This is a genomic window from Pseudoalteromonas tetraodonis (assembly GCF_002310835.1).
Taxonomy (GTDB): domain Bacteria; phylum Pseudomonadota; class Gammaproteobacteria; order Enterobacterales; family Alteromonadaceae; genus Pseudoalteromonas; species Pseudoalteromonas tetraodonis.
On record NZ_CP011041.1, the window covers coordinates 2,206,563 to 2,230,773 of the forward strand.

Here is a 24,211-nt window from a genome sequence, read left to right on the forward strand (position 1 = left end):
TCTTGCCATGCTAAAACGAAGACCCACCATTCGCGACCACTCAGCAGAAGCTAATTTATTTGCTCGGCGTGCATTCGTGGGTTTTATTTTTATATTAGTCCTTGTAGCAATATTGCTGTCTAACTTGTATAAAATCCAGGTTGATGATCATCAAGATTATCAAACTCGTTCTAATGATAACCGTATAAAAGTTATACCTATAGCCCCCAATCGCGGTTTAATTTACGACCGCAATGGTGTTTTACTAGCCGAAAATAAGCCCGTTTATAACCTTGAGGTGATCCCCGAAGAAGTTGATGATTTAACCGCCTCTTTGAAGTCTATCAGCAAAATCATTGAAATAACCGAGCAGCAACAAGCTGATTTTCTTGATGATATAAAACATACTCGACGTTTTAAAAGTCAAGTCCTCAAAGCCCGTTTAAATGAAAACGAAGTAGCGATGTTTTCAGTAAACCAACATAAGTTCCCAGGCTTTAGTATTGAGGCACGCCTAGCGAGATATTACCCCTTTGGCGATACTTTAACCCATGCATTAGGCTATGTCGCAAAGCTCAATAGAAAAGAATTAAACAAGCTTGAACAACAAGATGAAGCCACAAACTACCGAGCCACGCATGATATTGGTAAACTGGGTATCGAAAAATACTACGAGCCGTTATTACATGGCCAAGTTGGCTCACAACGAGTTGAAGTTAATAACCGCGGCCGAATTATCCGCACTTTAAGTATGGATCCACCGCAAGCGGGTGACGACTTAGTACTTACTCTCGACATTGGTTTACAACAAATAGCCCAACATGCACTTAAAGATATGCGCGGCGCTATTGTGGTAATGGATGCAAAAGATGGCGGCGTTTTAGCGCTGTATTCAAACCCAAGTTATGATCCCAATTTATTTGTGCACGGTATTAGCAGTAAAGACTACAAAGCCTTACTCAACCCTGATCGTCCACTGATCAATCGCACGACTCAAGGTCGCTACGCACCAGCATCGACTGTTAAACCACACATGGCTATTTTGGCATTAGAAGAAAATATAGTGCAAGAAACCACCAGTATGTGGGATCCGGGCTTTTTTCAAATTCCCAACGTAGAGCATAGATGGCGTGATTGGCGACGTTGGGGCCATGGCCATGTGGATGTTTATAAAGCAATAGAAGAGTCATGCGATACCTACTTTTATGACGCAGCCTATCGAATGGGGATCACAAAAATAAGTAACTTTATGGCTCGCTTTGGCTTTGGTGAATTATCCGGTATTGATATTCATGAAGAAACAACCGCTATTTTACCCTCAAAAGAGTGGAAAGAAGCCCGTTTTAAAGAGTCTTGGTGGCCTGGAGATACTATTTCTGTAGGAATTGGCCAAGGTTATTGGACTGCCACCCCCATTCAAATAGCGAATGCCACTAATATTTTAGTTAACAGAGGGATAAATCACCCTCCTCATTTAGTGCAAGTTGCTAAAAAAGAAGATCAAATTACTCAGCTCAATAATGAAGAAAAACCGCCGGTTGTACTCAATAACGAAGATAACTGGCGCATCGCGATTGATGCCATGCATAACACCGTTAAAAAAACTACCGGAACTGCCCATCGTGCATTTAAAGGGGCTACTTATGACCCTGCAGGTAAAACCGGTACTGCCCAAGTGGTGAGTATTGCTCAGGGCGAGCGTTACGACGCCGATGCACTCAAAGAGCGCCAACGCGACAACGCCATTTATATAGGTTTTGCACCGTTTAATAACCCACAAATTGTTGTCTCTATTGTGGTAGAAAATACCGGTGGGGGAAGCTCAGTAGGTGCGCCCATTGCGCGCCAATTAATGGATTACTATTTTGCAGCTAACCCAATCCAATCTTCAGGGGACAAAGCACCATGACAGCTTTACATGATAAGCGCTCTATTTGGCTGCGACTGCATATTGATTTGCCACTTTTTATTGCGTTATTGTTGATGATGGCCGGTAGTATCACTATTGTATACAGCGCCTCAGGGCAAGACTCTGCCATGATGGTTCGCCATATTACGCGAATGGCTGGCGCCATTATAGGTATGTTTGTACTTGCTCAAATTCCACCAGCGACTTTAAAACGTTTAGTTATTCCCATGTATTGCCTAGGATTACTCATGCTGGTTGGGGTACTGCTATTTGGTGTAAGTTCTAAGGGAGCTCAACGCTGGTTAGATTTAGGCATTACTCGCTTTCAACCCTCAGAGCTAATGAAACTAGCGGTTCCGATGATGGTTGCTTGGTATATTGGCCGCCACCATTTGCCGCCGCGTCCGTTACATTTAGTCATTGGCTTTGCCATTGTTATGCTGCCTACCCTACTAATTAAAGAACAACCTGATTTGGGCACCTCAATTTTGATTGCCAGTTCCGGTGTATTTGTATTGTTTTTATCAGGCTTGAGCTGGCGTTTAATCGGCTTTTTAAGCTCGGTTGTTGCTTTGGCAGCATGGCCATTTTGGCACTACGGTATGCACGATTATCAAAAGCAAAGGGTACTGACCTTTTTAGACCCTGAGAGCGATCCGCTGGGTTCTGGCTATCATATTATTCAATCAAAAATTGCCATTGGTTCAGGCGGTATCGAAGGTAAAGGCTGGCTGCAAGGCACGCAATCGCAACTAGAATTTTTACCTGAGCGACATACTGACTTTATTTTTTCAGTACTGAGTGAAGAGTTTGGCTTATTTGGTGTGTGTGTTTTACTTAGTTTATATTTATTTATTATTGGCCGTGGGCTTTATATTGCGGTTAACGCACAAGATGCGTTTGGTAAACTATTAGCCGGCTCACTCACACTTACATTTTTTGTTTATATTTTTGTAAATATTGGCATGGTATCGGGTTTGCTGCCTGTTGTAGGTGTACCGTTACCATTAATTAGTTATGGCGGTACCTCAATGGTGACCCTGATGGCTGCATTTGGCATTATTATGTCGATTGCCACAGATAAAAGGATGCTCTTAAAATAATGCGCCTTTACAAACAACTTATAATTATTATTCTCGTTAGCCTCTTTTTAAGTGCATGCAGCAGTTCAAATAGTCGTTACAGCATGCGCCATGATGCGGCGCCGCTTCGTGCACCGACCGAATTAGAAATGCAAGATGCCATTGTTACTCAAGTTATTAAAAGTGCGAGTACTACGCGCCCCTACGAAGTGCTTGGCAAACGTTATACCCCGATGCTCGATGAAACCGGCTATTCAGAAACGGGCATTGCTTCGTGGTATGGCCGTAAATTTCATGGGTATCACACCTCTAATGGCGAAATTTACGACATGTTCGCGATGACCGCAGCCCATAAAACGTTGCCTTTACCTAGTTTTGTGCGGGTAACAAATACGGCTAATGGCAAATCAATTATTGTTCGTGTTAATGACCGTGGCCCCTTTCATGATAATAGAATTATTGACCTTTCTTATGCCGCTGCATACAAACTTGGATACCATAAGTATGGTACAGCAGAGGTTAAGCTAGAAGCCATTACTCTAGCCGATACCCATGCACGAAAAACCTACGTTCAAGTTGCCGCGGGCAGTACCTTAGCCAACATAGAAGCGTTAGCAAGTACACTGCGAGAACAGTATAAGTTACCGACAAATATCGTTGAAAAAGACGCTATTTATAGATTGCACTTAGGGCCAATAAAAGATGCCCAACATGCGCAACAAGTACTAGAAACATTAAAACAAAATCAATTTCAAAACGCGTTCTTGCTTTACACTCAGTAAGCCCTTTAGAATGGGAATACGCATATTTTTAACTTTAACCATTAATGAGTATGATGAAATCTATTAAACATAAAATTCTTACTGGTGTTTGCGGCTTAGTCTGTTCTGCCGCCGTATTTTCAGCCACCGCCCAAATTATTCCAGCGCCTCCTCAAGTTAATGCAAAAGGTTACTTTTTGGTGGACTTCACCACAGGTAAAGTCATTGCACAAGGCGAGGCTGATACCAAACTCGCACCGGCCAGCTTAACTAAAATGATGACCAGTTATGTAATTGGTACCGAAATTAATGCTGGTAATATTGCGCCTACCGATATGGTTACTGTTAGTGAAAAAGCGTGGGCAAAAAACTTCCCTGAATCATCAAAAATGTTTATTGAAGTCGGTAAACAAGTTAGTGTCGATGATCTTAACCATGGCATTATTATTCAATCAGGAAATGATGCATGTGTTGCTATGGCAGAGCATATTGCTGGTAGCGAAAGCGCGTTTGCAGATTTAATGAATGCTCACGCCGAAAAAATAGGCATGACTAATACGCATTTTGTTAATAGCCATGGCCTTGATACTGATGCGCATTATACAACGCCACGCGACATGGCAACATTAGGGGCTGCACTTATCAGAGATGTGCCTGATGAATACGCTCTATATAAACAAAAGTCTTTTACCTTCAATGGCATAAAGCAATATAACCGCAACTCTTTGTTGTGGGATGAAAGCCTAGATGTAGATGGTATTAAAACGGGTCACACGTCTGAGGCGGGTTACAGCTTAGTCACCTCTGCAACAAAAAACGACATGCGTTTAATTGCCGTTGTAATGGGCACCTCAAGTGAGCGCGCGCGTAAAGTAGAAAGTAAAAAACTACTAAACTATGGTTTTCGCTTTTTTGAAACAATTACCCCGTATAAAGCCGGCGACAGCTTTGCTGAGCAACGTGTTTGGATGGGCAATAAAGAGAATGTTTCTTTAGGAATTTTAGAAGATACACCTATTACTATTCCTCGTGGTCAGCATAAAAACCTTAAAGCAAACTTTGAGCTAGACGATACCCTTGAGGCACCTTTAGCTAAAGGCACAAAAGTAGGTACTTTATTTTTACAGCTTGAAGGCGAAGATATTGCACAATATCCGCTAGTTACACTTGAAGAAATACAAGAAGGTAGCTTCTTTAGTAAAATATATGACTACTTACGCTTACAGATTATGTAATTGCGAGTAAAGTAATATGAACGCCTCCACTGTGAGGCGTTTTTTTTTGCTTGAAAAGTGCTAGAATGCGCCCCATATATACCAATCGTATTGAATGACTATCATTGGCTTGGGTCAACAATAGCATCATTTCAAGATTGCCATTAGCCTGTCAGTTTTAAGCTTCGCGTTTTAGCAAAGCCAACACTTTTTGTTTGAGGAGTTCCCGTCGTGGTTGAACCTGTTAAAGACACTAAATTTGATGAGTACTTAGAGTACCCTTGCCCATTTACATTTAAAATTATGGGTCTAGCTAATGTAAACTTAACTGATCAAATTTTAGCTAAATTACAACCTATTGCTCCAGGTGATTATGCGCCAAAAGTAAAACCAAGCAGTAAAGGTAATTACGAGTCTGTAACGCTAGTAGCTACTGTAACAAGCGGCAAACACATTGAAGAAATTTACAACGTGATCAGCAACATCGATGACGTACGCCATATGCTTTAATCCATAGTTGAGATTTGTTGTGAGCGAAAACACCCTAATCGTACGCCAACTGGGTCGTCAGCGTTACATGCCGATTTGGCAAAAAATGCAAGAGTTTACCGACACCCGTGATGAAAATACCCCAGATGAAATTTGGCTGGTAGAGCACGAAAGTGTATTTACCCAAGGCCAAGCCGGTAAAGATGAGCACTTGCTCGCCCCAGGTGACATTGAAGTGATTAAAGTGGATCGTGGCGGACAAGTAACTTACCACGGCCCAGGTCAGCAAATGATGTATGTATTATTTAACTTACGTCGTTTAAAGATTGGCGTACGAGAGCTAGTAACATGGCTTGAGGAATGTATTATTGAATCCCTTGCTGAGTACGGTATTGATGCATACGCAAAAGCCGATGCACCCGGTGTTTACGTGAACGACAGCAAAATTGCCTCTTTAGGCCTAAGAGTTCGTCGTGGCTGCTCATTTCATGGTTTAGCATTAAATGTTAACATGGACCTAAGTCCATTTTTACGCATTAACCCTTGTGGTTATGCGGGCATGAATATGGTGCAAACTAAAGAATTAAATGGCCCTCAAAACCTTGAAGCTGCAGGTCAAGGGCTGGTAAAACACATGATCAAAAAGCTTAATGCAACACAGGTTAAGCATACTGAAGGGTTTGAAAACGAATGAATAAACCAGTCAAAATGGAACCAGGTGTAAAACTACGCGACGCAGAAAAAATGGCGTTGATCCCCGTTAAAGTTTTACCAACAGAAAAAACCGAAATGCTCCGTAAGCCAGAGTGGCTTAAAATCCGCTTACCCAAGTCAACCGAGCGGATTGACGGCATAAAACAAGCAATGCGTAAGCATGGCCTTCACTCTGTATGTGAAGAAGCCTCGTGCCCCAACTTATCAGAATGTTTTAACCACGGTACGGCGACCTTTATGATTTTAGGGGCTATTTGTACACGTCGTTGCCCATTTTGTGATGTAGCACATGGCCGTCCATTAAAGCCCGATGCAGCAGAGCCTGAAAAGCTTGCACTGACCATTAAAGACATGAAGCTAAGCTACGTAGTGATCACTTCGGTAGACCGTGATGATTTACGTGACGGTGGCGCTCAGCACTTTGCCGATTGTATCCGTGAAATTCGCAAGCACAATCCAGAAATCACCATTGAGATATTAGTCCCTGATTTTCGTGGTCGTATGGACAGAGCGTTGGAAATATTAATTGAAACGCCGCCAGATGTATTTAACCACAACCTAGAAACAGCACCACGTTTGTACAAATTGGCGCGTCCAGGTGCTGATTACAAGTGGTCACTTGAATTATTACGTCGCTTTAAAGAAGCACACCCTGAGGTTAAAACTAAATCGGGGTTAATGGTTGGTTTAGGTGAAGAAATTAGCGAAATTGAAGAAGTACTGCGTGATTTACGTGAGCACAACGTTGATATGCTAACCGTAGGCCAATACCTACAACCCTCTAAGCATCACTTACCAGTAAAACGCTACGTGCCGCCTGCTGAGTTTGATGCACTAAAAGAGTATGCTGATGAAATTGGCTTTACACACGCGGCTTCTGGCCCGTTTGTACGCTCAAGCTATCACGCAGATCAACAAGCAGCGGGTAAAGAAGTAAAATAAGCCTGCTGATTAACAAAAAGCTGCCAACGAGCAGCTTTTTTTGTTTATGGGTGTTATTTTCAGCAAATGTAAAATAAAGTTAGGCTAAAGCGGGGTTACTTGAGATAATTACCGCTGATACCCTTAATTAGGTTCATTATGAAACTATTAGTTCGCAACTTATCTCGTGCTACCACTGAGCATGAGCTTCGTACTTTATTTACAGCGCACGGTAAAGTGACCACCTGTAACTTAGTACTCGATAAAGAAACTGGCCAATCAAAAGGTTTTGCTTTTGTAGAAATGCCAAACGACATTGAAGTTAAAGGCGCTATTAAAGCCCTTAATCAAACAACCGTTGATAAAAGCAAAATCCGCGTAAAACTAGCCGATGCTTAATAACGATTGAGGGGTTGGAAGTTTATACGTATTTTCAGCGTTTAACCTCGCTTTATATTGCTCAAAGCTTAGCTTTAACACTTTGAGCAATATAACCAATTGGGCTTATATCTGAGTTAACATCGCCTTTAATACCTGCTGCTTACTTACTATATCCCTGTACAACGCAAATTGATTTTTTGCGCGATCTAAATTGTGTCTCTCATATTTAACACTAAAGTAATTATCGCCGTCTATATAGTCGGTTAAAAAGCGTAAGCCAATCATAAAAGGCATTACTTTAGCACCTAACCAAAAGCTTTGTTTTTCTGCGGCCGTTAATACTGACTTTAATGGTTCAACGTAACCTTTAACAATTGCTGCAAAAATGTCTTCACGAACACCTACTTTTTCAAGCGCTGTTGAATCTTCTTGCTCTGCAGAGCAGAATGTTCTGACCATATCGCCAAAGTCATTAAGCCAATAACCTGGCATACAGGTGTCTAAATCAATCACCGCTTTTGCATCATTTGAATCTGAACAAAATAGCATGTTGTTTATTTTAGTATCGTTATGACACACGCGAATAGGGACTTTTCCAGCTAATGCATTGAGCTCATCAATGAGTGAGAACTGCGACAAGCAAAAATCAACCTCCTCCTGACAATGAGCTACACGTTTATGAGGATCGGCGTTAATAACTTGCTTAAAAACCTCTGCACGCATGGCTAAATTATGAAAGTTAGGGATAACTGCATGTAATTTGTTAGCGTCAAAATCCTCTAATGCTGCAGCAAATTGGCCAAATGCATTAGCCGCGGTTTGCGCTTGGCTAACAGTATTAACCACATCTTCGCTGTAACTGCCACCAATAAACTCAAGGGCTCGCCAAGTATCGTTATTATTATTTACTAAATAGTCATGCTGAGTTGTTGCTACATGCCGCACAATTGCTAAGTTGAACTCACCTACTTGCTGCTTTTTGCTTAAGTGTCGTTCTATTAATCTTGCATTATCAACAAGTAACTGTGGTTTTGGGAATACCACCGTATTGAGCTTCTGTACAACCAATGACCGCTTAGGTGTGCTCAATAACATGGTAGTATTGATATGCCCACTACCAATGGGTTTTATACTCGCATGCTTATCGTCAAGGCCAAAACTCTCAGATAAGTAAACTTCTATAGGAATTGAATTCATTTTCTACTTCACTCTTTTCGCCCAAGGCGACAATAATTTATATCAATTGCATTAAATTAGTGAACGATTACAGCGACAAGGAAATAACGCGATAACAAGGCGAAAATTATGATACATAGTTGTTCTATATAAATAATTTTTAACGCAGGTAGCGGGTTATTTAATACGCTAGATTGATCATGTTTTTAATAAAATTGGTATTAACACCTTTACGCTTGACGTAATGCGCACAAAGTAGCCGCAATGCTTGTCAGTTCTGATTTATAGGTAACCCCAAACCAAGGCTCTTTTGCAGTGTATACAAATACAGGCTGTGCTTTTACATTAATCGCTTGCTGGATTTGATCAGGTAAGTAATATTCTTGCTGAGTATTAACGTTATATTGCTGTAAAAACGTCTCAAAACCTTGTTGCAAATAATCAAAAAAGCACGGCGTGACCCCCCAAAAACTCATAGATCCTAGCGCATCTTGGCTAATTTTTATACGCAAGCCCTGCGGATTATTTCCAACAATATGTGCAGACTCTTTTTGAATATTTAAATATTCCGTCACTGCAACAAGCCTTCCATCAGCAATACTACATACTCCGCGATTAACCCCACCGTGCTCAGAGAGGGTATTGATAATCGGGTACCCCACCATTGCCCATTCGGGGCTATTTTTAAAATGCTCACTAAGCAATAAAAATGAAGACGCACCATAATAGTCATCTGCGGTAATAACAATTGCAGGGTTGTTAATATATGCTTTGGCACACAGTAACGCATGCCCTGTGCCCCATGGTTTTATACGTTGCTGTGATAGTGCTTTGTATGCATCAGGAACAAGCGCGTTATGTTGCTCTACTAATACCACGTCAAGGGCTTTAGGTAAGCGAGGTAAAATAGTGTGTTCTATCTCACTGCGAACGGCTTGATTGATGATCAGTACAACCTGTGTCACACCGGCGCGATACGCATCAGTAATGCTTAACTCCATAATCGTGCAATTTAGCCCAGGGATTGCTGCTATTTGTTTATTGCCACCAAAGCGACTACCTAAGCCACCCGCAAGCACAACCAAACTCAGTTTATGTTTTTTCATTTAGAGTCTGCGCATTTATGAGGGTAATTTACCAAGCCAAGCTTGCAACCAAGGCTCAGTTACCGGCCATGGCTCAAAGTCTTCACAGGCATCAATTTCTAGTCGGTTACCAACAGGTTTAGCTTGTAAATCACGTAGTAGCTCATCAAAGTTGCGCCCTGCCCCACAAAACGTATCACCGTAACTTCTATCACCCATGGCAACAATACCAAAAGGCTTGTCTGTTAGCATTGGAAAAGTACTATTTAATTGATGATAAAGATCCGCTAAATTATCAGGAATATCGCCTTGCCCAGTGGTCGAGGTAACAATTAAAATATGCGAAGCATTTTTTATATCATCTAAAGTAGGCTGCTCGAAGACACTAACCTGATGACCAGCTTGCTCTAGCGTGTCGCTAACTTGCTCACTTAATCGCTCTGCACCGCCATACACGCTGCCAACAAAAATACTAATATGTGCCATTTAATAATCCTCTTCTTGTTCTGGCCACCCCAGCTGTTTGCAAATGTTTAACATTGCATCACCCAGCGGCGCTTTAATTGTTATGGGTTCATTATTATAAGGGTGCACAAAGCTAAGCTCTGATGCAAACAACATTAGACGGCGAAGCGAAAAATGCTCCCTAAAAAACTGATTATGCTGGTTATCGCCATGATTTACATCACCAATAATAGGTAAAGACAAGTGCTTTAAATGCCGGCGTATTTGATGTTTGCGACCCGTTTTAGGAAAACACTCTACCAAAGAATAACGAACCGTTGGGTATTTTCCTATTGGGATAGGCAGCGCAGCTTGATGCAAACAATTAAATTGTGTTTGTGCTTCTTGCGCGGCTTTGTCTTGATCAGCAAACTTATCGGCTATTTTGTCGAGCTCTTCTTTTAACGGTTTATCTAAAAAAACAGATTCAGGCGCAAACCCGCGTACCAACGCTAAATAACGTTTTGTTATTGTGCCCTCAATAAATAATTGATTCATATCACGCGCCGCCTCTGAGCTTAATGCAAACAGTAATACACCCGAAGTAGGCCTATCAAGACGGTGAACAGGAAACACATGTTGCCCTATTTGATCGCGCAGCATTTGCATTGCAAATTGAGTTTCATGTTTATCTAAAAATGAGCGATGAACAAGTAGCCCAGAGGGTTTATCTATTGCTACATAATTTTCATCTTGATAAAGAATCGACAGTTCGCCGTATTCAATAGGCTCTGGGCGCTCACTCATTAGGCTCTCCTAAATATGAATCTAATTGGGTCAGTAAAGCGATAATGTCTTCGCTGCCTGATTTATCAGTGAGTGTCATTTGCGCCATCGGGGCGACTGCAAAATTGCGCGGTAACGGCTGCTTGTTGTCAATTAGCCGCTGTAACTTTTCAATAAATACAAACTGCAACCATTGTTCAAATGCCAGTGTATCGTGACAAAACGGTACGCTAGAATCTAATAAATCGGGATTCAGTGGCTCAACCTGCCACAGTTGATGCTTTTTAAGTAGCGCCGCTAATTGCTGTAAATATATGTGGGTTTGCTGGTACATAATCACCCTTTGGTCTGTGTATTATGCAATTATACCCTGTTCCCACAACAGTCGCTATGGCGTATAATTAAGGTAATTTTGTAGTAAAAACAGTTGGAAATCCATGAGTGAACATATAGCTACGTTAGGCCAGCTTTTAGATGGTGCAGGCACTCAATGGCGTGCTTTTGATATTGGCAGGCACATTACCAAGCTTGATAAACAACAATTTTTAGCCGTTGAACAAGCGCAAATTCCTTACCCTTACCCATTAGCAGGTCATGCATGGTTAGCGATTCAGTTTTGGGATAGCAAAGCCAGTAAAGAACCCTATGTGTGGTTCTTAAAATTCCCACTTGATGAGCAAAGTAAGTTAGTAAGCGCGAGCCGTGATCACTTTGCTGATATGGTTATTCAGGCACTAGGAACAGAAATTACCGGCGAGCAAGCCGATGGCACACTCGATAACAACCCTTATGTATTTACTCCGAACGCGAATAAATTAGCGGCGTTCAATGCACAAGTTAAAGTGTTGCTAAAGCAACCAGCGTCTCAATACTACGAGCACGCCCAACTCTACTTTAGTGGCCAAATTGGCTTTGATAATTGGCAAAATGTCGCGTTACAAGGCATTGCCGATTTTGCTTATCGTCTTCATAGTGCTGATAACTTAAAGCACTTACAAGCAGCGTGGCCTAAATTACCAGTTGAAGTATTACAGCCATTAAGTGCAATGCTTGAACACATCGAAATACCGCCCTCGTTAAGTGAGTTATTGTTAAGTTATGGGCAAACCGCCCTTAGTAATAATGATGTTGTTGCGGCCTCTGCCGCGCTGCGTGCAATATCATCAGGGCAAGCAGCAGGGCTTAGCGCACAACTTGTTGACTGCGCGCTTAACTCACCTTTAGGGCAAGATTCTGATATTTTGTTGACCATTGCTGGTCGCTGCTTCAAACAGTTAGAACAGCCACAGCGTTTACATGTGTTTATGGATAACTGTGCGCATCATGAGAAAATAGCTGAATTATTTCCTAGCGTTTTTGCAGATTTAGTTGCAATTGAGACTATTCGCCCTCACTTATTAGCTTTATTACGTGAAGAAAACAGAAGCGAGACATTAGCTCGCGCAATTGGAAGGTTATTCTCTTAAATGGCTAGTTTATGGACGTTCATACTTATTGGTGCTGTAATTTATTTTTTTTGGCTAAATCGTAAAATAGCCGAAGCAGCGAACGTTCATGCCAAACGCCAAAGCGAGCAATTGCAAGTGCAACTTATGAGTGTAGCTTGCAACAAGCGTCGATTTGGCATTTTAAAAAGTGGTAAACCGGGCATGAAAAGCGAATTTATTTTTGAGTTTTCAAGTGACGGTGAAAACGCCTACCAAGGGGTATTAATCATGGAAGATGAAAAACTAAAAAGTGTGGTTGTGCCACCACATAGAATATAATTTCTTAGCACAAAAAACTAAGGCGTAACCTCAGTTACGCCCCAATTGCAAACATCCTGTAAGGTATCCTTTACCTATTCCCTGTTTATCATCCTCTGAACGAGCAAACTACCGTGTTTACTCTCTATTGCATCCTGCAATATCCACTTGCCGCCTTGGCTATCCTGCGTAAACTAACGCTCCTGCAATTTCCTATCGCATCATCCTTGGTGTCCTTTAAATAGCTCCCAGCTATTTTAGTACTCCGTGTACTTCCTGTTTCATCCCTGCATCCGTGTTAACTTGTCCTTTGTGCTTCCTGCTAGTAACTACTTAGTTGCCTGATTCCTTATCCGTGGCAGTAGCTCAATCATTGGGCTATGTCGTCTTGACAAAATAAAGTTTAAAGCAAACGGCTTCGTATGATAGTGAGGAAAACAAAAAAAATTACGGTCATAAAATTGAAAAATAAAAATAACTATAAATAACAATAGCTTGATGTTTTTAAGAAGATAAAATACGGAGTTAAACTGACAAGGCGCACGTTAATGTAAGATATATCTCACGTAAGTGCGCCCTATTTGGAACATAGGCTTACATAATCACTGGTATCTGTCATTCGAAGTGAGATTCTCAGTCACTTGATAATTAGACTCTATATAGCACTTATTTAAAATTTAGCTTTGGTAGGATATTTCGGTATGTATCTCGAATACGGGTAATATCATTTAAAACATGCATGTTACCCGTCATTGTTGCCAAATGGACAGCTGATAACATTACTAATCCATTTGAATTAACTAGTATTTGTTCCAACAACTGTAACGGGTATCCTTCACCGTGTCGTTTCATCGCATGAATTCCACCGTGTACGTAAGAGCTTGAAGCTTTCCAAGTAACATCTCTAAACTCAGTTAGCATTCGAGTAGCTTCAGCTGGTGCTTTGCCATCAATCTGCTTAATCATTTCGCAATGCGAAGGTAGGCCATTATCAGCATTAGCCGTATTTATAGATAAGTCTTGCATGATCCGATCAACTTTTTTCTCAGAAGCTCCCCAGAGTAGCCATACAGATCTTGTTAAAGCATCAAATTGAAGCCTTAACAGCGATATTGCTGAAGTGCAGTTACCAATCTCCATTAAGTTTTGTAGAGAGTGAGCATGTTCAATTGCAATATCACACATTACCCAACTGCCTAAACATCGTTTACTACTCTTATTCGGGCCAAGAGAAATAATCATGTTTAATTCATTGAGTAATAAGTTCGAACGTTCTAGAAGTGACTCCATTCATTTATCCCGCCTTAAGGCTACTCTATATTGCTCTATTGATTGGTAACTGTTTAAACCCCTCTCATCTGAGAGGTATGTAGCCACAGTTTAAACATCTCTTTGCAAGCTACAGAGTAAGGTTGAGAATCATCAAGGTAATCTTCTTTAATAATTAATAACTCTTCCTCGATTTCATTGGTAAAGTCTATTCCCTCTTCTTCCTGTCGTTTAAAATATCTTTCTATTCGAAAAAAACAGCGTTGTAGCCCTTTGTAAGTTTTCGCTCTACTTTCGACTAATTCCGGTCTATTTAATCCAAAATATTTGATAGAAGCTTTAGCTTTTAGCCGACTAACGCCGGATTGATTCACAGGCTTTGCGATGGGACGCTCACACACTGGATAAAATGTTAGGTAGTCTGAAGGATTCTCTTCACACGGATTAATAAGTAGCGGGATTTCATTTACTTCACTACCCTGAACTCTTAGCGTGTTTGATGTGGGATATATAGGAAAGTGGTCAGATTTACCTAGATTGATTTGATTATTACGTATTAAGTGACCCCTCTTACGGTTACAATCTATACAAGACGGTAATAAGTTGCTCCAGTCGGCAGCTAACCACCAGTACCCAGGACTAATCGTTCCTTGTTCTCCTTCTTTTTGAATTCTGGCTTTAGGTCTGAAGTGCTCAATGTCAGTAGGATGTACATCAAGATAATAACTTTCACAGTAAGCACATTTTTTTTTGAATAAACTATGCAATGCTCTGCTGATGTCAGCATTCTTATATACTTTAAAGCTGTATGCCTTCTCACCTGGAACATAGTTGTTATAGAATGCTGTTGCTTTTTGTAGCTCTTCACTTGCTGCTGAGTTTTGGCCGTCACAAGAGCCTGGAACAGCAATTGAGGTACGGTCTCTATATATCATCAATCATCCCAAGACTTTTAGCTTTTTCAAATAAAGTTTCAATTGACTCTTTTGACCACTCCGAGTAATAAAGATCCTTCCTGTGCTCTGCTATTTCTAGATCTATCAGGCGCGTCAACATCCGTTCTCGCTTTGTTAAACCAGTATTGCTTTTCAACTCCAGTTCTTTGGGGGGGCTGATGTTCTCAATTATTTCTATTGAATTAGAATCACTAGATTCACTAGCAACTCTTTCAAGCTCTTTGTAATAGTCTTGAAGGATATCCTCTGTTTCGATGTCCTGAGTTGTTTGCAGCCCAAACATGTCAGATGTGAGTAACTGATCGACAGAAGCACCTTTTAATGAAGGATAATCTGTTATTGCAACCAGCTCATCATCTTCATCGTGCTTTAGTATCAATAATTCACCTTCATTTAAGCCTCTCAAAATTAAGGGATCATGAGTTGAAACATAAAAATGAACTAGAGGAAACGCATCTCTAAAAGCTTGCAGTATCTTAAGCCTCCAAGAGGGATGTAAATGAGCATCAAGTTCATCGATTAAAACATATGCTTGAGTAGACTCTAGCGAACTTACTCCTTGGTCAACAGAAAGTAAGACATCCAATATATCGCAAACTATAGTAACAACTGTTTTATAACCAGCACTTAGAACGTCGAAATTTATGTACTCAAATTCATTATTATTAGTCAGTCTTTTGATTAGTAACTTTTGTTTTTGGTTAATTTCGAACTTGACACCCTCTGATCCCAATATTGATTCTAAGATATCAGCTATCGCTAATAAACTGTTGCGATTCTTATGCCTTTTTAAAATGCCTTGAATCCCATTCAGTCTAGCTGTTTCATTGAACAATGATTGAATTCGAAAGCCCATTGCATTACTGAGATTATCTTTCAATTGAGATTTGGCTGCTAACCTATACGAACCGTAACTTAGCACGCAAGGTGAAAAATCAGTTTCACCAAATATAGTAACTCTTTGGTTTTGATTATTTTCACTTCTCGTAATTAATAGCTCATTTGTTAATTCGTTATTGCTAAATGATACTTTAATCCGAGCTTCTTTATAATTTCGATGAATTATATCTTTTGCATTGAGTCCAAGACGACTTTTAGCTTTCACACCTAAATTGTTTAACCGTTCAGCACCTAGTAAAGCTAATGTAATCGCCTGTAGAATAGTTGTTTTTCCTAATCCGTTAGTGCCTAAAAAAGAATAACAAGCCCCTTTACCCTCCAACATACGAACATCAGTACGAAAGTTCTTTATTCCTTTAAAACCTTTAATTTCAATACTCGAAATTGAGTGAAACTGATTGATTGGTATGTAATCAAAGTAGACTGAATTAAAAGCCTGTAACTCAGCTAAACTTTTTGAGGTCCGTTTAATAACGGATGCAGGTACAACTTGAAGCTTAAGAAAAAATTTAATGCTATCACGCAGTTCATTGTTCTGTGTTGTCATAGCAAATTTAGCTAACAAACCACTGAATTCGCCTTTTGCTGAAACTAAATCCTCGATTCTACTTTTAATTTCAGCTTTGGCTCTTGGATCATTTTGATCAACGTACAAATCTGCATAATTGAATAATTCAGTAATCTTACTCAATCTTCTCTCTACTAAATTGAGACGGTTAAGCTTCAAAACTTTAATTGTTTCCTGACCAATTCTTGTGATTCCTTCGAGCAAACCTCTGTCATTAAGCTCAATGTGCTGAGATGGATCAAAATAACAAGGATCTATCAAATCTGCTTTTTCTATTTCCCTTAGTTGCTTCAGAGGCATCATAATCTGACCAGGATTAGCTACAGAGAAGTTATTTCCTTTATATTTTGAGCACTCAATACAAGATAGGTAAAGGTTCTCCCAATCTAGTGTAAGCCAAGCATAATAAGCATTATCTACTTGCCCATTCTTCCTTCGAGCGCCACCTATTGGACGGAAATGTTCAACTACAGATATGCTTTCTTCTACTATCGTTTCACAAAATGCACATTTATGTTCAAATTCGTTGAACAGGTCATATTTTATCTCTTTTAAAACCCATCCTTTATATTTTGGAGGGCGAACATATTGCTCCTTTGAAAAATATTCTTTTAGTTCTTCGAGGTACTTTTCTTTCTCTAAATTTAATTGGCTATGATTAAAATAATCAGTCCTTTGAACATATCTCATTAATACACCCTAAATATCAAACAGAGCTTCTCTGCTATGCATTCAACGACACTAATACTTGGCGAAAGCTGTCTAAGCCAGCTTCCATGTTTTCAATTATCTCTCCTGCTAATACTTCCGGGTCAGGCAGGTTTTCTAAGTCGGTTAGCGATTTATCTTTTAGCCAGAAAATATCTAAGCTAGTTTTATCACGCGCTAAAATTTCTTCGTGAGTGTATTTGCGCCAACGGCCTTCAGGGTTTGTTTCTTCGTTCCATGTTTCTGTTCGGTCATGTCTGTTCTCAGGGTTATAACAATCAACAAACTCTTGAAGGTCAGCCATTGTCATTGGCTTTTTCTTCAGCGTGTGATGAACATTGGTGCGATAATCGAAGAACCAGATGTCTTTTGTCCATGCGTCTTTTTGTGCAGGCTTGTTGTCGAAGAATAAAACGTTCGCCTTTACGCCATTTGCGTAGAAGATACCTGTTGGTAGACGTAATATAGTATGAAGCTCAGTGCTCTCCATCAATCTTTTACGGACTGTTTCACCCGCTCCACCTTCAAACAAAACGTTGTCTGGTAAAACCACTGCGGCGCGACCAGTTGTGTTTAACATACTGCGAATATGCTGAACGAAGTTAACCTGTTTGTTTGAGGTAGTCGCCCAGAAGTCTTGTCGGTTGTAGGTTAAATCGTCTTTTTCTTGTTCACCTTCTTCATTGGTAAACGTCATGCTACTTTTCTTACCGAACGGAGGGTTTGCAAGAACCATGTCTACTGTGCGTGAAGGCTGAGAAATCAATGAGTCATCACCGCTAACCAAGCTTTCACCGTCAATTTCACCAATGTTATGTAAAAACATGTTCATTAAACATAGACGGCGAGTATTGGCGACAATTTCGTTGCCAAAGAAAGTTTCATTTTTAAGAAATGCTTTTTGCTGTTTATCTAATTTGTAATTATTAGGATCAGTTATGAAATCATACGCATGTAAGAAAAATCCGCCCGTACCACATGCCGGATCAGCTATAGTTTGATTTGGCGCTGGTCTCATACATAAAACTATCGTTTTGATTAGATCGCGAGGCGTAAAGTATTGGCCTGCGCCAGATTTAGTATCTTCAGCGTTTTTTTCCAACAAGCCTTCATAGATGGTGCCTTTAGTGTCAGACCCCATCATCACCCAATTAACATCATCAACCATTTCAACTAATCGCTTTAGTTTTGACGGATCTTGGATGTAGTTTTGGGCCTTTGTAAATATTTGCCCCAACATGCCAGGCTTTTTAGCAAGCTCTCTCAGTGTAGTGACATAATGCACTTCAAGATCTGAGCCTGTTTCATTTTTAAGGCTCTGCCAGTTGTACTCTTCAGGTATACCTACATCTCGGCTATAAGGTGGTTTACTATACTCATCTGCCATTTTAAGGAAGATCAAGTAAGTCAATTGAGTAAGGTAGTCACCGTAACCGACACCATCGTCACGTAAGGTGGTACAAAAACTCCAAACTTTAGATACTATGCTTTGTGTGTTCATTCTTTTTCACTTAATTATTTTTTTGGGATAGTCGTTTATCTACAAATACTGATGCTCAGCTTCAACTATCGGAATATTATATTTTTGCTTTTTTAGCCGCCGTTTTCGCTTTGCTGGCAGCTGCCTTTTCTGCTTTCTTTTTCTCAGCTAGTTCTGCTTTTTCAATCGCTATTTTCTTTAATAGCTCGCTAGCTGGATCATCATTTGGGTCTTGAGAGACTAGTTGCCCTGAGAATGCTTTCTTTAGAATTGATTGCCTTAAAATGTCAGATTTTTTCAGGTTAATTTCAATATTGGTTAGTTCGTGTTCGACGACGGTTAACTTTTGTTCGAGAATATCTGCAATTTGATTTTGCTCGTTGATACAACAAATGGGAACTGGTGTCATCCCAACATCAGTCTGGTTTATACTTGCTTGATTTACAGCATGTTTTGCATTGTCGCAAATACGGTTTTTACCTGAAAAACTGGAAAGGTAAGACGTTAAGAAACTTCCTTTTAGAAAGTCATTTAGTACCTTAAACTTCATTATGTTGCTTTCAAAAACTATTGGTTCATCAAGCTCTGGTATCTCACAACACTTACCTAAATACTCAATACTATTAACTCTATTAACTAGTATATCGTTAGGTTCAAGAACGTAGGTATTCAGCTCTTCCTTAGTAAGAGTTAGCCTTTTAAAGCCACCTTTCTTTACCAAACTTCCATCATAGAAATCATCAATTCGTACTATATAGTTACCTTGACCATAGTCACTACTTGGCTTGTAAATACCGTTTTGAGCTGAACCGTTAATCAAGTTACCTAATCTAATCCACTGCCAGCTCTCTGGTAATGTAGGAAGAGCATCGATATCTTTATCTTCAAGAGAAGGAAATATCTTATGTTTTTTGGGCTTTGTTGGTTTTTTACCCTCTTTACCTTCAGTTTCCCATTCTACAACTTCTTTTTTCCAGTCTTCAAGTTGCTGTTGGTAACGAGCTTCGCGCTCTTGTTGAATGTGCTGGAGAAGCTGTTCCGGCGATTCAAGCTTGTCAGCATTATCCTTCCGCCATTCTTCGGTTAATTTGCCTTCAAAAGCATGTTTTAACAACGCTTGGCGATAAACAGCAAGTTGGGCCTTAGCGGTTTTTAGACTTTCAATTCCTTTATCTAATTCAGAGAATAGCTCTTCTATTTTTTCAACAATACGGATTTGTTCATTTTCTGGTGGAATGCCAATAAGCTCTTTTGCAACCCACTGGTAATGTCGTGCATACCCTTTATCTTTGATTGATATCGCTAGATATTGGGTGAAATAAAATAAAAGCTTCGGTGTAATTGCTCCACTAGGCTGAAGAACTTTTACGCCATCAGCTCCGGCCACAAAGGGGTTATTGATTGATTTAACAGCCCTAGTGTGATCTCCAAAAACCAAGATAGGGAAGTTTGCATCTATGACTTTTTCTTCATCGTTACAATACCCACTACAATCTTCTTTACCTTGATCTATAACTGGATATTTCCCTGATACTTCATACTGTTTCTGATTAACTTTTTTCCCATTTGTAGAAATAGTTGTAACTATATTTGCATAGTCATCTATCTCCCAACCAACAGGTAAGTTATTTTTATTTAAGTCACTCACTAAGCTACTAACTCACTATTTAATTCATCTATAATTTTATTCATATCATCACCAAAGAGTTGATACATCTTGCCTAAACCACCTTGTGCATCAAATGGTGACATTTCCAGATCATCTAATTCAAAATGGAATGAATTAACAAAGTGTTCACGGATCATATGTAGCCACGCCATTTGTTCTTTAGTGAACTTTTGGTTGCTACCTGAGTGGTGCTTCATGATCCACGTTTGGAAATTCTTGCTGACGGTGGTATTAAAGGTCGAGAGTTTATCATCAATGCCTACTACACGGCGAATTAATGCGACTAAAGCGGTTAACTCATTAATTGGCTTATTACCCTGTTCTTTTTTATTGTCAGGGTCTTCGAGTAATTCATACGCTTGCCATACATTTAGTGGGGCTAGTTTAGGTTTATCTGATTTGAGTTTTTCGAGCACCTCTTTGACCATATCAAAGGTAATTTCACGACGACGGTGTGGCTGGTCGTAGAATATTTCCAACGCGGTAATCTCATCTTTGTTTTGCTCTAGGTATTCAACAAAATCTTTGCAGATATCAGATGCTTGTTCGGTTGTCGCTTTTTCCCAATCAGCTATTTGCACTTCATCGATGTTGTCATGATCTATCTTTTGGTCTTTATCTCGGCGTATGGTATCGATAAGCTCAATTAACTCTCCGTTAAATACATTGGCGGCTTTACTTACCATCTCAGCTTGGGCTTTGTTGCGATTATCTTCGCCTGGGTCTGTGCCTTTTGGCTGTTTTGCCAGTATTAACGCTTGCTCTTCTACTTTGTCGCCATCAATAGCCGAGAATAAATCAACTACCATTTGAGTAATTGAGACACCACCTGATACCTTTTCAATTCTCTTTTTATCGTCGGCATCTAGCTGCTTGTTCAATCGTGCTAACCTGCCAGCAAGTGAACTTACAGAGTCAGTATCACTAGCCCCCATCATGATGCCCATAGCCAAATCTTTGAGTGGTACAGATGGTTTAGTGATTAAAGGCTGACTCGCTGTTTTAAGTGATTTAGTAACACCAATTGCATCAACAATAACATAGTGCGTTTTTGCAGACTTTGCATCTGGCGTTACCTTGATTAATTCATCATGGTCAAAAGTACGTGTTCCGCGACCTTTCATTTGCTCGAAATAGTTTCGACTTTTAACATCTCTCATGAACACAAGGCACTCAAGTGGTTTTATATCTGTACCTGTTGCTATCATATCAACGGTTACTGCAATGCGAGGTTCGTATAGATTTCTGAAGCTGGAGAGTACCGATTTAGGATCTTCACCTTGCTCGATTACATTACCTTCTTTATCTGTTTTGTCTTTCTTTACACGGTAGGTGATTTTTTTACAGAAAGAGTTACCTTCGTCAAACTCTTCTCGAACCGTTTGAATAATATCGTCAGCATGGCTGTCGGTTTTTGCAAAGATTAATGTTTTTGGCACATGTTCTCTATCAGGGAAAATGACAGGTAAACTCTCTTTGAAGGTTTTGATGACTGTACGAATTTGACTAGGGTTTACGATATCTTTATCAAGCTGTTTTGCACTGTACTTTTCATCTTCATCTTGTTGCTCCCAGCGTTTTTTACGTGTCACACGTTCTCGGTGCTCAACTTGCTGCTTAGCTTGTAACGTTTCACCTTCTTTGGTAATTCTGGTTTGAATGGTAAAAACTTCATTACCTACGTTAACACCATCAGCAACAGCTTTTTCGTGGCTATAGTCACTGACAATGTTTTGCTTAAAGAAACCATAAGTGCGGTTATCGGGGGTTGCTGTTAAGCCAATCAGGAAAGCATCAAAGTAATCTAATACTTGCTGCCATAAGTTATAGATTGAGCGGTGACATTCATCGATAAAAATGAAATCAAAATGCTCTATAGGTACTTTGGGGTTGTAAACAACAGGAACTGGCTCTTTAGGCTTGGTAAGTTGTTCAGCGGGGTTTTGCTCTTCTAATGTTTCGTCTAACTCTTCATCTTTTAAAATGGAGTACATTCGCTGGATGGTACTGATACACACCTCAGCATCTTTAGGCACAAACTTTGACTTTAAGCGCTGTACGACATGCAGTTCGGTAAACTTACGGGTGTCGTCACTTGGCGTAAAGTTGAGCATTTCTTGCTCAGCTTGCTCACCCAAGTTTTTAGTATCCACTAAAAAGAGAATACGCTTACCCTTGGCATGTTTAAGAATGCGATACATGGATGTAATAGCGGTATAAGTTTTACCAGCGCCAGTTGCCATTTGGATAAGCGCTCTCGGCCTCGCTTTTTGAAGCGAGTCTTCAAGGTTTGTTATTGCTGTTTCTTGGCAATCACGCAGCCCTAAATCTTTTGCAGGTAGCTTTGCTGGATTTAACGGTGGAATATCTTGAAGACGAGCACGAAGAGAGTTTCCTTGTTCAACCCATGCTTTTAGCGTTTCAGGTCTATGAAAACTAAAAACTTCACGGGAGCGAGGCTTAGGATCTCTGCCATCTGTAAAACGTGTAATAACACCTGTACTTTCATATAAAAAAGGAAGAGGTTCACTATTGTTGACCCATTTAAGCTTTGCGTTAGCGTAGCCTTCGGTTTGGTCTTCAACGGCAGTGATTTTCTCACCTGCTTCTTCTCGTTTAGCTTCGATAACCCCAACGGCTTTTTTATCAACAAAAAGAACATAATCGGCGGGGCCTACATCTGTCTGGTATTCACGAATAGCTTGACCGATACCGTCATTCAAGTTAATTTTGGTTTTATCTTGAACAGTCCAACCTGCAAGTTTTAGCATTTCATCGATTTTATCGCGTGCTATTTGTTCTGCGTTTTGATTTACCAACTTTACTCTCCCTAGTTTTGTTCAAAGCTTAGCTTTATTAATTGCTTTGCTATATCCAGCTCTTCAATATTTCGGACGATAACCTCTAGATCACCAGTTCCCCAATGCCCTTTACCTCTAACATCACTGACGATACCATTTTTAAGCTCTACCGATTCAGGATTTAAGTTTAAATAAATTCTCAATGAAGGGTCTTGTAAAGGTGCCCATACTTGAACGCTCGCGAAATTTTTGATTTTCTTCAGTGCTGTGTAGAACTTTAGTTCCTTGCGTTGCACGTCGTCACCGAGTGATAAGCCAAATTCACAAATATGCTCATAAAGCTTTAAAAGGTCTTCACTAGCGGCAGCGATTCGATTCTGATGGTAATCCTTCCGTTCTTTTTTTGAAGTTTCTTGAACTGTCTTTTCCTGTAGTGCGGCAGCTGCGGGGTTAGAAAAGTAACGGTTAGATGAGTGGCTGTTTACCAATTCTAATAAAAACAAATCTTCTCCGAAATATTTGTATCTCATCAGCTCAATGTTTTTATCAATTTGTTTTATCGCGTGCTCATCATACTTGGTGAAGTCAGTAGCGATACAAATTAAACGTGCACCTTCCCATTCAAGATTGTCAGCAGCTTCACTGCTGAGCTTGTCCATTACGAGTAACTTAAATTCAGCCTTATGATCAATAAGCCAATCATAATAAAACAGTCCTTGATTAATTACATTTTCATTGGTGTGCCGTTTGTATTCTATGATAACTGGACAGCCATTTTCATCTACACCAAGTGAATCAATTCTGCCACCGTTTGAGGTAGTAAATTCTGAAGCAAGGAACTTTACATTCAGGAAGGTTTCCATTTGTGACTCAACGAGCTGCTGCAAGTCTTTTTCAAGCTTAGCTTGTGCTCGCACTAGCTCTAGTGCAGTTCCTTTTGCTTGGTCTAGTTTGAATAACTTTATATCGCTCATTTGCGTCCTGCATAAAAACTTCCAGAAATTAGAGTCTTAATATAAATAAAATGGATATAAAATTCACTAATAAATTACTATTCATCTGATCTTGCTATAAAAAACTGCCAAGTTTTTAACACACAGGTTAACGTGTAACCTCAATATTTAGATTTTGAAAAAATTGCGCCACTTGATTCCTGTTCCGAAACTCAGGTTTA

The 24,211-nt window shown here is 40.0% G+C and carries 22 protein-coding genes; 10 read left to right on the top strand and 12 right to left on the bottom strand.

The features are described from left to right. Window positions 1-7: 7 nt before the first annotated feature. The 8 genes from mrdA to PTET_RS10375 all read left to right on the top strand — a co-directional run bounded on the left by mrdA (window position 8) and on the right by PTET_RS10375 (window position 7,468). Window positions 8-1,888 (top strand): penicillin-binding protein 2, encoded by a 1,881-nt coding sequence (gene mrdA, locus PTET_RS10340; protein WP_028834085.1) that lies wholly within the window; start codon window positions 8-10, stop codon window positions 1,886-1,888. After that, window positions 1,885-2,991, top strand: a complete 1,107-nt coding sequence (rodA, locus tag PTET_RS10345; RefSeq protein ID WP_013465351.1) for a rod shape-determining protein RodA — start codon at window positions 1,885-1,887, stop codon at window positions 2,989-2,991. The genes mrdA and rodA overlap by 4 nt, the downstream gene beginning before the upstream one ends. Next, window positions 2,991-3,752, top strand: a complete 762-nt coding sequence (locus tag PTET_RS10350) for a septal ring lytic transglycosylase RlpA family protein (protein ID WP_028834084.1) — start codon at window positions 2,991-2,993, stop codon at window positions 3,750-3,752. The genes rodA and PTET_RS10350 overlap by 1 nt, the downstream gene beginning before the upstream one ends. Before the next feature lie 53 nt (window positions 3,753-3,805). After that, window positions 3,806-4,966 carry a serine hydrolase gene (locus tag PTET_RS10355; protein ID WP_024601588.1) on the top strand — a complete coding sequence of 387 codons (1,161 nt, stop codon included), beginning with the start codon at window positions 3,806-3,808 and terminating at the stop codon, window positions 4,964-4,966. 210 nt (window positions 4,967-5,176) lie between these two features. Next, on the top strand, window positions 5,177-5,455 hold the full coding sequence (gene ybeD / locus PTET_RS10360) for a DUF493 family protein YbeD (RefSeq protein ID WP_016898950.1): 279 nt from the start codon (window positions 5,177-5,179) through the stop codon (window positions 5,453-5,455). A gap of 19 nt (window positions 5,456-5,474) precedes the next feature. Then, window positions 5,475-6,128, top strand: coding sequence for a lipoyl(octanoyl) transferase LipB (gene lipB, locus PTET_RS10365; RefSeq protein ID WP_013465356.1), 654 nt, complete (start codon window positions 5,475-5,477; stop codon window positions 6,126-6,128). Next, window positions 6,125-7,090 (top strand): lipoyl synthase, encoded by a 966-nt coding sequence (gene lipA / locus PTET_RS10370; protein WP_013465357.1) that lies wholly within the window; start codon window positions 6,125-6,127, stop codon window positions 7,088-7,090. The genes lipB and lipA overlap by 4 nt, the downstream gene beginning before the upstream one ends. A gap of 138 nt (window positions 7,091-7,228) precedes the next feature. Continuing rightward, window positions 7,229-7,468 (top strand): RNA recognition motif domain-containing protein, encoded by a 240-nt coding sequence (locus PTET_RS10375; protein WP_008109433.1) that lies wholly within the window; start codon window positions 7,229-7,231, stop codon window positions 7,466-7,468. 105 nt (window positions 7,469-7,573) lie between these two features. Here the strand turns inward: PTET_RS10375 and PTET_RS10380 are convergent, their stop codons facing one another. The 5 genes from PTET_RS10380 to PTET_RS10400 all read right to left on the bottom strand — a co-directional run bounded on the left by PTET_RS10380 (window position 7,574) and on the right by PTET_RS10400 (window position 11,275). Further along, entirely contained in the window at window positions 7,574-8,647 is a 1,074-nt protein-coding gene (locus PTET_RS10380; protein ID WP_096038588.1) for a phosphotransferase enzyme family protein, read from the bottom strand. Between the two features lie 209 nt (window positions 8,648-8,856). Beyond that, on the bottom strand, window positions 8,857-9,732 hold the full coding sequence (locus tag PTET_RS10385; RefSeq protein WP_096038589.1) for a glycosyltransferase family protein: 876 nt from the start codon (window positions 9,730-9,732) through the stop codon (window positions 8,857-8,859). A 15-nt stretch (window positions 9,733-9,747) separates the two neighbouring features. Next, window positions 9,748-10,197 (bottom strand): flavodoxin, encoded by a 450-nt coding sequence (locus tag PTET_RS10390; protein WP_096038590.1) that lies wholly within the window; start codon window positions 10,195-10,197, stop codon window positions 9,748-9,750. Beyond that, a complete protein-coding gene (truC, locus tag PTET_RS10395; RefSeq protein WP_013465362.1) occupies window positions 10,198-10,962 on the bottom strand; it encodes a tRNA pseudouridine(65) synthase TruC in 765 nt (254 codons plus the stop codon). Next, window positions 10,955-11,275 carry a YqcC family protein gene (locus tag PTET_RS10400; RefSeq protein WP_013465363.1) on the bottom strand — a complete coding sequence of 107 codons (321 nt, stop codon included), beginning with the start codon at window positions 11,273-11,275 and terminating at the stop codon, window positions 10,955-10,957. Before PTET_RS10400 ends, truC begins: the two co-directional genes overlap by 8 nt. 103 nt (window positions 11,276-11,378) lie before the next feature. On the opposite strand from PTET_RS10400, the gene PTET_RS10405 reads away from it, so the two are divergent. Both PTET_RS10405 and PTET_RS10410 read left to right on the top strand, forming a co-directional pair. Further along, window positions 11,379-12,407 (top strand): DUF3549 family protein, encoded by a 1,029-nt coding sequence (locus PTET_RS10405; RefSeq protein ID WP_090494296.1) that lies wholly within the window; start codon window positions 11,379-11,381, stop codon window positions 12,405-12,407. After that, entirely contained in the window at window positions 12,408-12,707 is a 300-nt protein-coding gene (locus PTET_RS10410; protein WP_013465365.1) for a DUF3301 domain-containing protein, read from the top strand. It begins immediately after the preceding gene. Window positions 12,708-13,352: 645 nt separating this feature from the next. Here the strand turns inward: PTET_RS10410 and PTET_RS10415 are convergent. From PTET_RS10415 to PTET_RS10445, 7 genes are all read right to left on the bottom strand, one after another. After that, window positions 13,353-13,976 carry a DUF6988 family protein gene (locus PTET_RS10415; protein ID WP_096038591.1) on the bottom strand — a complete coding sequence of 208 codons (624 nt, stop codon included), beginning with the start codon at window positions 13,974-13,976 and terminating at the stop codon, window positions 13,353-13,355. Window positions 13,977-14,029: 53 nt separating this feature from the next. Next, window positions 14,030-14,890 carry an HNH endonuclease family protein gene (locus PTET_RS10420; protein ID WP_096038592.1) on the bottom strand — a complete coding sequence of 287 codons (861 nt, stop codon included), beginning with the start codon at window positions 14,888-14,890 and terminating at the stop codon, window positions 14,030-14,032. Beyond that, window positions 14,880-17,069, bottom strand: coding sequence for an AAA family ATPase (locus PTET_RS10425; RefSeq protein WP_096038593.1), 2,190 nt, complete (start codon window positions 17,067-17,069; stop codon window positions 14,880-14,882). The genes PTET_RS10420 and PTET_RS10425 overlap by 11 nt, the downstream gene beginning before the upstream one ends. Window positions 17,070-17,103: 34 nt before the next feature. Continuing rightward, window positions 17,104-18,588: a type I restriction-modification system subunit M gene (locus tag PTET_RS10430; protein ID WP_096038594.1), complete on the bottom strand. Its 1,485-nt coding sequence runs from the start codon at window positions 18,586-18,588 to the stop codon at window positions 17,104-17,106. 76 nt (window positions 18,589-18,664) lie between these two features. Beyond that, entirely contained in the window at window positions 18,665-20,215 is a 1,551-nt protein-coding gene (locus PTET_RS10435; protein ID WP_096038595.1) for a restriction endonuclease subunit S, read from the bottom strand. Continuing rightward, a complete protein-coding gene (locus PTET_RS10440) occupies window positions 20,215-23,055 on the bottom strand; it encodes a type I restriction endonuclease subunit R (protein ID WP_244186358.1) in 2,841 nt (946 codons plus the stop codon). Before PTET_RS10440 ends, PTET_RS10435 begins: the two co-directional genes overlap by 1 nt. An 11-nt stretch (window positions 23,056-23,066) precedes the next feature. Beyond that, window positions 23,067-24,011, bottom strand: coding sequence for a DUF5655 domain-containing protein (locus PTET_RS10445; protein WP_096038596.1), 945 nt, complete (start codon window positions 24,009-24,011; stop codon window positions 23,067-23,069). Window positions 24,012-24,211 lie beyond the last annotated feature (200 nt).